This window comes from Methanocella sp., assembly GCF_035506375.1.
Classification (GTDB): Archaea; Halobacteriota; Methanocellia; order Methanocellales; family Methanocellaceae; genus Methanocella.
In genome coordinates this window covers 21,086-34,529 of record NZ_DATJPM010000064.1, presented here as the reverse complement: position 1 = coordinate 34,529, position 13,444 = coordinate 21,086, and the positions used below count along the sequence as shown (strand labels likewise).

The following is a 13,444-nucleotide window of genomic DNA, read 5'->3' as shown; positions in this document are numbered from 1 at the left end:
ATGGACCTGCTGCTCGAGAGCCTGCCGCCTGAAGCGAAGAAGAAACTCGTAAAGACGGAGCAGCCAGACTGGGAAGAGCCGATGCTCGCGACGCTCACGGGCCAGCGGTTCGACGACCACGGATGGGCGTTCGGAAGGAAGCTGGACGGGGTCAGGTGCATCGCCTATTGCAAGGGCGATAAGATACGGCTCATGTCCCGTACCCGCCATGAGGAGAACGCATCTTTCCCCGAGATCGCCGATGCGCTACTAAAAGAGCGCTCAGCAGACTTTATCGTCGACGGGGAGGTTGTAGCCCTTGACGAACATGGTAACACCCGGTTCCAGCTTCTCCAGCCCCGCATGGGCCTGCAGGACCCGGCGGAAGCGCGCCGGACAGGCGTCATCGTCTATTATTATATTTTTGATATTCTCTACTACGAAGGCTATGAGCTGACGCAGGTCCCGCTCATCGAAAGAAAGCGTATCCTTGAAAAAGCGATCACGTACGGCGATACCATCCGCTTCGTCGAGGACCGTATCGGCGGCGGCATAGCCTACCTCAAGGAGGCTTGCGAGAAGGGCTGGGAAGGTCTCATTGCCAAGCGGGCGGACGGCCCATACGTCCATGGCCGCTCGGACGAGTGGCTCAAGTTCAAGTGTGTCCAGAACCAGGAGATGGTCATCGGCGGCTACACCGAGCCGAGTGGCAGGCGCATCGAGTTCGGCGCCCTCCTGCTGGGCTATTATAAAGGCGGTAAGCTCATGTACGCGGGCAAGGTGGGCACGGGCTTCGACGAGCCCACGCTCCGCCACCTGATGTCGCTTTTTAAGCCGCTGGAGCGATCTACGTCGCCGTTCTCCGCTGAGGTCAGGCTCAGGGACCACGTCCACTGGCTTGAGCCGGAGCTGGTCGCCCAGATCGCCTTCGAGGAATGGACCCGGGAGGGAAAGCTCCGGCAGCCTCGCTATGAGGGGCTGCGCTACGATAAGGCGCCCCGGGACGTCATCCGGGAGGTGCCGAAATGATCGATATGTTACACATCGAAGGCCATGAGATCAAGGTCACGCACCCCGAAAAGGTGCTATTTCCCGGGGACATGATCACTAAGGGCGAGCTGGTCGATTATTACCGGCGCATAGCCGACGACATGGTCCCCCTCGTCGAAAGTCGGCCCATGACACTGCAGCGCTTCCCAGACGGCATTGGCATAGATGGCTTCTTCCAGAAGGAGGCCTCTGAATATTTTCCTGACTGGATTCACCGCGCTATACTCGAGCTGGGAAATAGTGGTATCCAGCACCAGGTGGTCTGTGATAACGCGGCGACGCTGGTATACCTTGCGAGCCAGGCGATGATCACGCCGCACGTCTTTCTGAGCCGTGCCGATAAAATACACTATCCGGACAGGCTGATATTCGACCTGGACCCGCCCGATAATAACTTCGAGGCCGTACGCTCTGCGGCAAAGACCATTCGCGAAGCGCTCGACGCCGAAGGGTACCCTGTTTATCTTATGACTACTGGCTCCCGGGGCCTGCACGTCGTCGTGCCCCTGGACAGGAGCGCCGACTTTGATACTATAAGGTCCTTCGCCCGGGGCTTCGGCGAAAAGCTCGCCGCTAAATATCCTGACCGTTTTACCATCGAACTTTCAAAAGAGAAGCGCCATGGCCGCCTTTTCCTGGACTACCTGCGGAACTCCTACGGCGCGACGGGTGTGGCGCCCTATGGCGTAAGAGCGAAGAATGGGGCGCCCGTCGCGACGCCAATTACCTGGGACGAGCTCGACGATATCAAGAGCTCGCAGGAGTATAACGTGAGGAACATTTTCGCCAGGATGGATAAGCAGGGAAACGCCTGGAAGGGGATCGCGAAGGACGCAGCGCAAATTAAAAAGGCGTGAAAAAGCAATAAAAATGCAATATTTTAATACTTGTTCTTCTTTGCCAGGATCGTGAATCATCGGCATAATCGTCATTCAGGTTTAATCTGGTGCCGGGTACGTCGTTCACGGGCAATTGTACATTGTCCCGGAGCACTGTTTATTTTGGGCTTTTACTTAAAAAGTAAGCGAATAATCACTTTTCAATGACTGGTAGAACGACCACGAACCGGGCACCTTTGGTATAGTCGCCCTTGATGCGGTCCTCCACCCAGAATCTGCCAAGGTAGTCATCCACGAGCATCTTGATCAGGCATAAGCCGAAGCCCTTGCCCCGGGCCCTCGTGGTGTCCAGGCTGAGCCGGTCGAATAATTTCGCCTTCATTTCATCGGTGATACCGGGGCCATCGTCCTCCACAGTGACACGACAATACACTTTACCATTATGCATGACATGGCTAGTATGGATGTTGATCTCCAGCGGGCCTCTCGAATGTTTTATCGCATTGCCGATGAGATTGATGAACACGTCCTTTAACAGGCTGTTGGCCTTGACGAGATAGTGCTTATTCTGGTCATAAATGATATTAACGTCCCTTCCCGGGATCCTATCGAAATGTTCCACGGCATCCTCTATTACGAGATTAACATCGAGTATCTGTGGCTCATACATGCCCATTCTTTCCCGCTGTAACTTCCTTACGCTGTCGATGAGCCTGGAGCTATTCTTCAATGAATCCATCGCCTTATCCAGTAGAACGATGTTCTCCTCGCCTAGCTGGCCATTCATCTCGATAATATTATGGGCCAGCTCGAGGAAGCCCATGCTGATCTGGTTCATATTGTTGATGTCGTGGCCCATCAGGTCCACGTAGAGTTCCGCCTGGGCTTTTGCTTCCATGAGCGACTCTTCTGCCCGCTTGCGTTTGGTGATATCGCGAGCGGCCGCGAACACCCCGATGACCTTACCCGATTCGTCGCGATATACGTTAGCATTATAGAGGACAGGGGTAATGCTCCCATCCGTATGCCTGAGTTCAAGCGGATAGTCCTTAATCGAGCCTTCTTCAAACACCTTCTTATATCCCTTCCTGGCCATGTCCGGATCGGTGAAGTAATCAAAGAAATCGGTGCCCACGAGCTTATCACGCGAAATGCCGGTCACCATCTCGGTGGCCATGTTCACATCTGTGATCTTGCCATCGGGAGAGATGGTGACGAGCGGGTCAAGGCTCGCCTCGATCAAGCTTCGATTATATGCATTAGTGAACTTTACGGCCTCCTCGGCCTGCATGCGCAGCGTGGTATCCCTGACATAAGAGCAATTATACTCCTTGCCTTCATAGACGAGGTAGTTCACGGTGATCTCTCCGGGGAAGAAGGTGCCATCCTTTTTCCTCAGCCTTGCCTCGAAGGTGAAAGAACCGCGCGCTTTAATTTCTTTCCAGTGCTCATCCCAGTTCTTCTCGTTAAAATAGGGGTTAGTGTCGAAAGCCTTCAGAGAGAGAAATTCTTCCCGGGTGTAGCCGAAGGCCTTACATGCAGCCTCGTTGGCGTAAATGAAGCGGGCGTCGGGCGCCACCCAGAGGGCCATGTCCGCCGACCGGTCGACGGAGAACTGCGTAAGCCTCAGGTCTTTTTCGACCCGCTTACGCTCCGTGATATCTCTTCCGACGGCCTGGTAACCGGCGATCCCGCCTCGCTCATCGAAAATTATCCGGTTCTTCCACTCCTGCCATCCGACGCTGCCGTCCGGTAAATGCACACGCTCCTCGAGCGTAACAATTGGGGTTTTTAGGCTAAGCCCGGCGATACAGGTTTTAACGGTCTCCCTGTCTTCCTCGACGATCAGGGGCATGAACTCGTGGCCGACCAGCTCTTCCCTTTTCTTCCCGAAACATCTGCAATAGGCATCGTTCACGAAAGTGATCTTCCCGCTGACATCGAAAAGGCAGATAAGCTCGGTCTGGTCCTCGACGATGCCACGATATCGCCTTTCGCTCTCCTGCAGCGCCGCCTCTGCCCGCTTGCGCTCGGTAATGTCCCGGTCGATGCCGCGATATCCGGTAAAAACACCATTAGCGTCGAATACGGGCATGCCGCTCGTCTCTACCGTGACCGTACTTCCATCCTTTTTGACCAGGTTGTTCTCGAGAAGGGAGAATTCCTCATGTGCCTCAAAAATGGGGTTAAATAGCGCTTCGACCCTCTTCGATTCCTCAGGAGCCATATAGTCGAAGGGGGATGTCCCGATAATTTCTTCGGGTTCATACCCCAGGAGCTTGCGTACCTGAGGGCCGGCATAGGTGTACAGGCCATTTGCGTCTATCCCCCATACCCAGTCGTTGACTTGTTCGACGAGATAACTATCCTTTTTCTCGCTCACCCGTAACGCCCGCTCCACCAGATTACTCTCGGAAGTGTCCGAAGAATCGAGATCATTCTTTCGCCGGAGCTCGTTTTCCAGAAAAGCGACACGGTCTTTCAGCCCGGAGATTAGCCGATCCTTATCACCGGTATCTCTACCCCGGGCACTCTTAGACTTCTTCTGTGATCCGGATTTAGACGTCATGACACTGTCCCATATAAAAAATGGTTTAATATATATCGCTCTGCATTAATATTTATATCTGAAATAACACCTATACGGCTTAATATAAATATTTTATAATAAATCATGGCCCAAGTATCACGATGCAATTCGAGAAAAAATCTCTGTTAGTAGTTCCGTGTTTGTGTCATGATGGTTTGCTGCTCTTTAAGGCATAACGGTGACGGAGGACACTATTTTCACCACAAAGTCCAGTAGTTCCGTGTTTGTTTAGTGGTCCTTTGCCACTTTTTCCACTTTCGTACTGCCCGTCGGTTTTTCAACACGAAAGCACGAAAATTTTTATATCCCACGTAAGGGGCACGAAAATCACTAAGTTCCATGCCTGGCGCTTAAAACACGAAACAACCTCTCCAATGGCACTAAAACACTAAAGGATTGAACCACGAGAACGGCATGACCCTTATGCTTTATTTAATATGCTTTCTCTAGTGTTTCAAGTTAATTTAGCGAGGTTCGCGCATTCGGGAAGTTGTTTAGTGTTTTGATGTGAAAGCATCTACTTTAGTGTGGTTCGTGCCCCTTACGTGGGATATAAAAGTCTTTCGTGTTTTAGTGTTGAAAAACCGGACAAATCAGCGAACGACACGAACAAAGGACAAACGACTACATAACAAACACGGAACCACTGCCCCCTGTGGTGAAAATAGTGTCCTCAGTGCTCTTCGAGGACTAAAAGCCAGAATGAAATTATAAGGCGAGCAAGCAGGCCCCTCTACAATAAGCACTTAACTACTGACATTGGCTTTTTGCTCCCGAACGGCACGTGGCAGATCGTATAATAGCCATTCACGTACGATGCGATGGCGTATCTCGGGCCTGATACTAGTAAAATACTCGGAGACCCACTGCTTTTCAACATTATTGATTAATAAAGCGCTGCGCTCCTGAAAATCGCAACCCATAACCTCCTGCTATATAGGATTAATAAAATAAATATATCATGTTTATATAAGCCCCGCGGCTAACGATTACAGGGTCATCGATGGGCGCAGTTTTCACGCTGAGCAACGATCAGGTCGCAAAATACAACCCGCGGACAAAATTTTTTGACAGGATCAAGCTCGGCAATGGTAAAAGCTACTTCGACGATTTTGCCCTGGATAGGCATACCGATATCCTGTTCATCAGCGATAGCGCGAATAACACGATCTACGCGTATGATACGCGGCACAATGTGCCGAACGCCATCAAAACCGTGCGGGCCCCGACGCGACTGGAGACCTGCCAGGATTCGCCCTGGCTCTTCGTCGTCAGCGAGATATCCCAGATCCTGTCGCTCGTGAACTATAAGTCGATCTTTGTCCTCGAGCCCGGAAGCAATAAGGTCGTTTCGACGCTCCCGTCCGCAAGAAATCCCGTGATGTTCATCGTATCGCCCGATTGTCGTGCCCTATACATCGTGGATAAGGCGGGTGATTCGGAGGCGTCGGCCCTCTACAGGATCGACGTGAGCAATAAGAAGATCGACGGCTCCCTGAGCCTGAACGGCTCAGCGGGTGGCATCGGGATCAGCCCGGACGGTGGCACGGTCTATGTGTCCACGGCCCGGGAAGGCATCCTCGTGATACGCGCGAACGGATTAAATGTGGAATCTACGATCCAGCTTCAAGATGGCACCGGACGCCGGCTAAAGCCGGGGGAGATCGTGGTTACGCCCGACGGTAAGAAGCTATACGCGACGACCGATTCGAATACTATTGCGGTCGTCGACCTCGAGGCGCGTGTTCTCTTGAAACTGATCGAGACCAAGTTCAAGGCCCGGACACTGGCCATGGACCCGGCCGAGAACATGCTATACGTGGTCTGCTATCTCGTGGATATCCTTGTCATCGATATGGCTACGGACAATATCGCGAAGAGAATGACGATCGGGCCGGGGGAAATTAAGAAAATCGCGATCAGTCGTCAATGACCCGGCATGCTATCCGGATATATAGTATCTGCCTGCCTTCTAATTATTTATACAAACCGCTATATGCCCGACCATTTATCTAACGTACTCTATTAATTATATAGACAGCTTATAAGTGGGACCACGCCAAACAATCTAATAGTAATACCATGCCCGACGGACAGTTGCCAAAGAAAAGTGATTACCGCCTCATCATACTCGTGGCATTGATCCTGCTAGATGCCTTTACCTTTATCGTCTTCGACATTTTCACGGGCGGCAGCACGAGCGTACGTTCTCTGAGCACCCTGGGCGACGCCGGCTGGCTATTGAACGCCGGCCATATAGTGGACTTACTCAGCGGCCGGTATAGCCCGGACTTCATCCTGGCCGGGCTCGGGGCATTCTATGCCGCGAACGCCTATATCATAAATAAAGTGGCCACCATCCTCATTTCGGGAGTCGTGGCCATCGCCATATACCTGTATGCCCCCGATCTATTGTTCATCTGCTATGGATATCTCCTCGGGGTCGCAGGAGTTGGAATTTATGACGGCCTGCTGAACATGGGCGTCATCAGTTCCGAAGGAATATCGTCTCTGCCCTTCGACTATAAGATCATACCCCAGGCTATAATGACAATCTGCGTCGTGACCGGTGGCATCATCTCTTTCTCAAAAGTAGCCGCGTATATTTTTTCCCGGGTCGTGGCGCTGCAACTGTTCGATGACAATAATAATTTACAGGGGCCGCGCTTACCGATACTTGGCCGTCTGCTGAACCGGACAATGGCCCCCGGTGCCCCTGAAGACCACAGGCTCCTGATACCACAGGAGTCCCTGCCGATCTACGAGAAAAATATCCGGGAGCTGGCGGACCTGGACATGCAGAACAGCATCGAGGCTATCCAGCGCAGCTATGACCTGGTGAACCAGATGGCCGAGCAATACGGCGTCGATCAGTACCACATCATGTATGACGTGTATAAAGAGAAGCAGGGCCGTTCATTCAGAAGCGACAAGGTCTCGACGGCCTATGATAGCGCCATCGATAAGGGTATGTGAACATTCCCTGACGGATGAGAAAACCCCATGCATTTTAAAGCCTGTCAACGCCGTCATGCCTGGCCCATATCTCGGGAAAGCGACCTTGACCTCGCCTTCGAAGGCATGCCTGTTACTCATGTGCAAGATATTTGCCGATTTTGCCCCAGGAAGCAGGACTCCTGAATGGCCGAACGCCAGACTTCAAGCTGCATGACCCCGCCGTACAGGCCTATCGGTTCTATAATGCTGATGTTACCCGTATTTGCTCTATCAAATAATAAGTCGTTTTTTCTCTTTCGCCCGGATACTATTGACTACTATAGAGATTATGATGAATATAATATAATAAGCGGCCGCTAATTGAGCATATTATGGACAAACAAAAGAAGAGCCCCCTCCCTTCCGCAAATACGCGGAAGAAACAGCCCTATATACAACCAAACCCCCGGTACCGCATGGATATAACGGTGAGAAATAGGACGGGACCTGGCCTGATAGGTACGATAGTAGAGATCGTCGCAGGGCTGGCAGTACTGGTCGTCATAGCAGTTGTATTGCTTACGGGACTGGGCGCCGTCATGGTAAACTTGAACACGACCGGCGGCCTGCCTCAGCCTGTTGCCGACTGGTCGCTGGGCTTTTACCACTACTTCTTTAAATGAGCCAGAGCATAAACACATTTTTATTTATATATTAACGTACTTTTAAAATTATGGCTTATCGAATATTTGCTAATTTATTCATTTCTTGAACATTATGTTCTCTAAATATTCAATATAACTAAAAATTAGCTCAAATATAGTTGTTTATCGCTGTTTTTCAATGTTTAATCGAAATATTTATTATATGGAAGAACAATAATTTCTTGACAGGCAAGGGTTAGACCCAAAAACGGAGTTGCTGTCGATGCACGGACAAATTGTAGAAGGACATAATATCGGTAAAATCGTCGGTTATGACGACATGAGCTCAATAACGAACACGCTTAAAGCCCTGGTTCAGGTAGGGAATAAAGTATTCGAGATCGACTACGATCCCCGGGACGGGGAATATGATATGCTTAAGTTAGAAAACCCCGTGGGAAGCACGGTGATCGTGGAATACCACAGGGGCGAGATGATCATTGAAAGCTTATAAGTATTTAAATCCACACCTGGCATGAGATCCATGCCAATGGGACGTTAAGTAATGCCCGCGGCCTTAGTTTCCCTCGGTCACGGGCATTACTGGACGGGCTAGAAAAGGCCAGTGCATCATGCTATTTTTATCATCTTATGGTCCGTAAATGGTAAACTATATACTATACGAATAGATTATTATCGTTGAATTCGAGCAACGACGCTCGAATCGCCATATATTTGAAAGGAGAAGATTATGTCAGAGTTCCCAAGCGACAAACCGGTTTTGGTGACCTGCGGCCTGCCCTATGCGAACGGCGCCGCGCACATCGGCCACCTCAGGACGTATATACCCGCGGATATGTTCGTGAGGACTCTGAGGATGATGGGCCAGAATACGACCTTCGTCTGCGGCTCCGATACCCACGGAACTCCTATCGTCGTAAACGCCGAGGAGCAGGGCATCGCGCCCGGGGAGCTGGTGAAAAAGTATCACCAGGTCTTCGAAAAGACCTTTAAAAATTTCGAGATCGACTTTAACCATTACGGCAGCACGGACGATATCGAGAACCACGAGCGGACGCGGTCCATCGTCAAGGACCTGCAGAATAACGGCTTCGTGTATCCCAAAAAGATTAAGGTCGCCTACTGCGGCCACTGCCAGCGTGGCCTCCCCGACCGCTACGTCGAGGGCACGTGCCCGTACTGCGGCGCCCTGGCCCGGGGCGACGAGTGCGACATCGGCTGCCAGAAGCACCTGGAGCCGGGCGACATCCTGGACCCGAGGTGCAGGATCTGCGGGGGCAAGGCTGAAACAAGAGAAAAAGAGCACTTCTTCTTTAAGCTATCGGAGTTCGGGCCGTTCCTGACCGATTACCTGAACCATCTGCACGCCACCTCGAACGTCAATTATGCCAAGGAATGGGCGAAGGACCTGAAGGACTGGTGCATAACCCGTAATTTGGAGTGGGGCGTCAAGTACCCCGGCCATGAGGACCTTGTCGTTTACGTATGGGTCGACGCGCCAATCGGCTACATCGCCTTTACCGAGGAGTACATGAACTCCATCGGCGAGGACTGGAAGAAGATCTGGAAGGGCGACTCACGCATCATCCACTTCATCGGCGGCGACATCATTTACCATCACTGCATCTTCTGGCCCGCAATGCTCAAGGGCGCCGGCTACACGCTCCCGTATGGCGTCGTCGCCTCGGGCATGATCAAGGTCAACGATAAGAAGTTCTCGAAGAGCCGGGGCTACATCGTCTGGGTCGAGGACGACTACCTGGCCCACGGGTTCCACCCGGACCTGCTCCGCTATTATATCCTGAGCTACACATCGCACACCAAGGACATCAACTTCTCCTGGAAGGAGTTCCAGACGAAGGTCAACAAGGAATTAGTCGGCAGCTTCGGCAACTTCGTGAACCGGGTGCTGACGTTCATCGAGTCCAAAGGCCTGGACGTGAATGGCGAGATGGAACCTGGCGTGGCTGAAGCCATCAGGACGGCCCTGAACGTCACGAAGGCCGAGATCGGGAACTACGAGTTCAAGAAGATCTGCGACTCTATCATTACGCTGGCCGATTTTGGCAATACCTACTTCCAGGGCCACGAGCCGTGGAAGCTGGTTAAGGGGGATAAGGCGGCCTGCGAGAACGTTCTGTATAACTGTGTCCAGATCGTGAAGGCGCTGGCCATCCTGTCCTGGCCCGCGATGCCCGCGAAGGCGGAAGAGATCTGGGCCATGCTCGGGTACGATAAGGCCTCGTTATCAAATGTACCTCTTGAAGATGCCCTGCTGCCGTACGTGAACACGCAGCGCCCGAAGCCGGCTATACTGTTCTCCAAGCTGGAGGACAAAAAGATCGACGAGATGGAGAAGATCCTGAACGAGCGCGTCGCAGTCGCCGAGGCCAGGGCCGGCGGCAAGAAGGTTGAAGAAGTGCCCCAGGTCTCCGTCGAGGAGTTCCAGAAGATCCAGATCAGGGTCGGCCGGGTGGTGTCAAGCGAGCGCATTAAGGGCAGCAAGAAGCTCCTGAAGAACATGATCGACGTCGGCGAAGGCAATCCCAGGCAGATCGTGTCCGGCATTGCGGAGCAGTACACGCCCGAGGAGATGGTCGGCAAGACCGTCGTCGTCATCACGAACCTGAAGCCTGCGAAGATAATGGGCGTGGAGTCCTTCGGCATGGTCATGGCCGCGGATTCGAATGGGGCGACTTTGCTGACGCCTGAAAAGCCGTCGGAGCCAGGTACGAAAGTACGCTAGGCTCCTCTTCTTATTTTATTCATATTCTATTTTTTAAATTAGATATAAACGGCATAGTGGACACTATTTTTCACCACAAAGGCACGATGGCACGGAGGCCCACAAAGTTTTCTTTTAAATGTTTCGCGGATTCGAATTCGAGCAAGTTACAAAGTACACAAAGCCGGTTCATTGACATCAGGGCACGAAGGATACAAAGGCCAGTGGAATGAACATGATAGCACTTTTTGCCATCGTGCCATTGTATCCATTGTGCCTTAACACACAAAAAGCAGGTCATTGTGCCTTTGTAACTTAATCCAAAAAAGACTTTGTGAATCATTGTGCCATGGTGCCTTTGTGGTGAAAAATAGTGTCCTCTGTAACTTAGTGCCAAAAATAGGGACTTTTCATCAATTCGAGATAATATGCAAAAATAAAGTTGATTTATAAATAATATATTATAAATAAAAATAGTTATAACATATTATTGGCAAGTATATGCATGACTTGATATTCTATGTCGTAGAGTTCGCGGCGATCATAGTAGGAGTCACTCTTATTCATAAGTTTGTTTTCAACCGTAAAAGAAAATACGATATGGGTTCGCTGTACTTGAGCATCATGGCTGCCACGTACATATGGGTCGTGACCATCTGTATTCATCTTTTCGGCATCGAGACGGGATTCCTCGGCGGCCTCATCGGCGGCGGGATCGCAGTGGCGTTACTGGACTCGGCCACAGGCTTCCTGCACGATTCCGGCCTTTAAAGCCTTCTTTTCATTAAAGCCGCGGCACCAATGGCGCCCAGAGCGAATAATGCGGGCAGCGCGGGCGTCGATACCGGCACCGGCGTGGAGGCCGATGACGAGGCTGCAGGCGTCGCGACGGGCGTCGGAGTCAGAGTGGCAGGAGATACGTACACGTAGTCCGGTATGGCGACGTTCGCCGTGATCGTGCCCGATTGCTCGTACATGTCTAGCAGGCGATAGTAGCGATGGCCGTCCTTCTCGGCCGTCACGTTATACGAGCCTGCGGGAACGTAGACGAATGTGTACATGCCGATAGCCGCGGTTCGGCCATCGTTCGAGAGCTGCGGGTTATCGTGGGCGGCCAGCATTTTCGTGTTCGCCGTGCCATTCCAGAGCCACAGCGTCACGGTCGCGTCCGGTACTCCGTTCCGGTTCTGGTCGGTAACGATGCCCGATACGGTCCCCCAGCCCACCACGCGGACCGTGCAGGTGTCGCTCAGCTTATGCCCGTAGATGATCTCGGATTCGGCAGTAATGTTAACCAGGCCGGTCCGGTTGTGAGCTATCAGAAGTATTTTAGCCTGTCCGCTGGCATCGCTCGGCCGGGTCCGGTTGTCAGGCTCCAGGTAGGCGACGCTGTCGTTATCGGACGAGAATGTGATCGGGATGCCGGCCATGCGGTAGGGTGCATTGTTCAGGTAGAGCTGTGCTGTAATGACCGAAACGTGGACGCTCTGTGCACCGAGCTGGTCATAAATGGAATAGTTAATGTCTTTTGCATCCTCGATAGTGAATGACGCGCACGGATATTCAAGGGTCACGGGCGACCAGTAGAGCGCCGTATTGTTTTGCGCTTCCTGGGCATTCGCCGCCACTGCGAAGCAGGCGCAGGCGAGGAAGCCGGCAATGATGAGGGCCTTCCGGAACATAGCAAGTAGCCCATAATCGATGCGAGCGTATATATTTTCCCGTCTTCCATGGTACCGGCATTGTGGACTTTATTCGAGAACGTTATTTATACGTGGCGAATTATACGTAGTATTTAATTAATGCACATAGGCCTGGAGCCTAAGCTACCCACAAGGTGAAGAACATGATGAAAGTTGCCGAAACCACTCCTAACCTGTTCGAGCAGATCAACTACCCGAAAGACCCGAATAACATGACCGACCTGGAAAAGAAGCACTGGCCCAGGATCGAGTGCCCGGACTCGGTCGAGGCGAACAAGCCTTTTGAAGTATCCGTGAACGTCGGCGTGGGAATCGACCACCCGAGCGAGCTGGCGCACTTCATCGAATGGATCAGCCTCGGGCGGACCGACAGTAACATCGATATGAGCCGGGAGGTATTACAGCCCAAGTTTTCATACCCGAGGGTCACGTTCAAGGTTGCTCTGGACAAGAGCACCACGCTCATAGCCCGGGAGAGCTGCAACCTTCACGGGATATGGGAGAATAAGAAGCACGTCAACGTAAAATAAGCATTTTATTCGCCCATGGCCTGCACGATGACGTTGCGGGCCCTGGGCCGGTTATCGAAGTCGACGAAGACGATCTGCTGCCATGTTCCTAGCATAAGCCGGCCATTTTGAAAAGGAACGACGAGGCCTGGCCCTATAGTCGATGCGCGGACGTGAGAGTGCCCGTTGCCGTCGCCCCACCGGGCGTCGTGGTCATAGTGCGCTTCCCTGGGCGCCAGCTTTTCCATTGCGCGAGGGAAGTCCCTGAGCAGGCCGGGCTCGTACTCTATCGTAGTAATGGAGGCAGTGCTGCCGGGCACGAACACGGTCACGATGCCGTCCTTAAGGCCGGATGCATAAAGCATGTCCTGGACGCCCGAAGTGATATCTATCATGTCGTCCCGGCCTTTTGTCTGAAAGGATATCGTTCTTGTGACTACGGCCATG

Annotated in this window: 12 protein-coding genes; 9 read left to right on the top strand and 3 right to left on the bottom strand. The window is 52.2% G+C overall.

Features of this window, described 5'->3' with window-relative positions; all coding sequences use genetic code 11:
• Positions 1-1,008 carry a non-homologous end-joining DNA ligase gene (gene ligD / locus VMC84_RS08570; RefSeq protein ID WP_325379642.1) on the top strand — a complete coding sequence of 336 codons (1,008 nt, stop codon included), beginning with the start codon at positions 1-3 and terminating at the stop codon, positions 1,006-1,008.
• Positions 1,005-1,886 (top strand): non-homologous end-joining DNA ligase, encoded by an 882-nt coding sequence (gene ligD / locus VMC84_RS08565; protein ID WP_325379640.1) that lies wholly within the window; start codon positions 1,005-1,007, stop codon positions 1,884-1,886. The genes ligD (VMC84_RS08570) and ligD (VMC84_RS08565) overlap by 4 nt, the downstream gene beginning before the upstream one ends.
• A 175-nt stretch (positions 1,887-2,061) precedes the next feature.
• Here ligD (VMC84_RS08565) and VMC84_RS08560 read toward each other — a convergent pair whose 3' ends face one another.
• Entirely contained in the window at positions 2,062-4,437 is a 2,376-nt protein-coding gene (locus tag VMC84_RS08560; protein WP_325379638.1) for a PAS domain S-box protein, read from the bottom strand.
• A 1,024-nt stretch (positions 4,438-5,461) separates the two neighbouring features.
• Between VMC84_RS08560 and VMC84_RS08555 the strand changes: the two genes are divergently transcribed.
• The 6 genes from VMC84_RS08555 (at position 5,462) to VMC84_RS08530 (ending at position 11,556) form a co-directional block, all read left to right on the top strand.
• On the top strand, positions 5,462-6,391 hold the full coding sequence (locus tag VMC84_RS08555; RefSeq protein ID WP_325379637.1) for a YncE family protein: 930 nt from the start codon (positions 5,462-5,464) through the stop codon (positions 6,389-6,391).
• Between the two features lie 149 nt (positions 6,392-6,540).
• A complete protein-coding gene (locus VMC84_RS08550) occupies positions 6,541-7,434 on the top strand; it encodes a hypothetical protein (RefSeq protein WP_325379635.1) in 894 nt (297 codons plus the stop codon).
• A 353-nt stretch (positions 7,435-7,787) separates the two neighbouring features.
• On the top strand, positions 7,788-8,078 hold the full coding sequence (locus VMC84_RS08545; protein ID WP_325379633.1) for a hypothetical protein: 291 nt from the start codon (positions 7,788-7,790) through the stop codon (positions 8,076-8,078).
• A 301-nt stretch (positions 8,079-8,379) separates the two neighbouring features.
• Entirely contained in the window at positions 8,380-8,553 is a 174-nt protein-coding gene (locus VMC84_RS08540; RefSeq protein ID WP_325379631.1) for a hypothetical protein, read from the top strand.
• Between the two features lie 237 nt (positions 8,554-8,790).
• Positions 8,791-10,806, top strand: a complete 2,016-nt coding sequence (metG, locus tag VMC84_RS08535; protein ID WP_325379629.1) for a methionine--tRNA ligase — start codon at positions 8,791-8,793, stop codon at positions 10,804-10,806.
• A 480-nt stretch (positions 10,807-11,286) separates the two neighbouring features.
• Positions 11,287-11,556, top strand: a complete 270-nt coding sequence (locus tag VMC84_RS08530; RefSeq protein WP_325379627.1) for a hypothetical protein — start codon at positions 11,287-11,289, stop codon at positions 11,554-11,556.
• On the opposite strand, the gene VMC84_RS08525 is transcribed toward VMC84_RS08530, so the two are convergent.
• Positions 11,553-12,467: a carboxypeptidase-like regulatory domain-containing protein gene (locus VMC84_RS08525; RefSeq protein ID WP_325379625.1), complete on the bottom strand. Its 915-nt coding sequence runs from the start codon at positions 12,465-12,467 to the stop codon at positions 11,553-11,555. The two genes, VMC84_RS08530 and VMC84_RS08525, sit on opposite strands and share 4 nt — an antisense overlap.
• Before the next feature lie 164 nt (positions 12,468-12,631).
• Here VMC84_RS08525 and VMC84_RS08520 point away from each other — a divergent pair, with 164 nt between their 5' ends.
• Positions 12,632-13,018 (top strand): class II SORL domain-containing protein, encoded by a 387-nt coding sequence (locus tag VMC84_RS08520; RefSeq protein ID WP_325379623.1) that lies wholly within the window; start codon positions 12,632-12,634, stop codon positions 13,016-13,018.
• A 5-nt stretch (positions 13,019-13,023) separates the two neighbouring features.
• Here the strand turns inward: VMC84_RS08520 and VMC84_RS08515 are convergent, their stop codons facing one another.
• On the bottom strand, positions 13,024-13,443 hold the full coding sequence (locus VMC84_RS08515; RefSeq protein WP_325379621.1) for a secondary thiamine-phosphate synthase enzyme YjbQ: 420 nt from the start codon (positions 13,441-13,443) through the stop codon (positions 13,024-13,026).
• Position 13,444 lies beyond the last annotated feature (1 nt).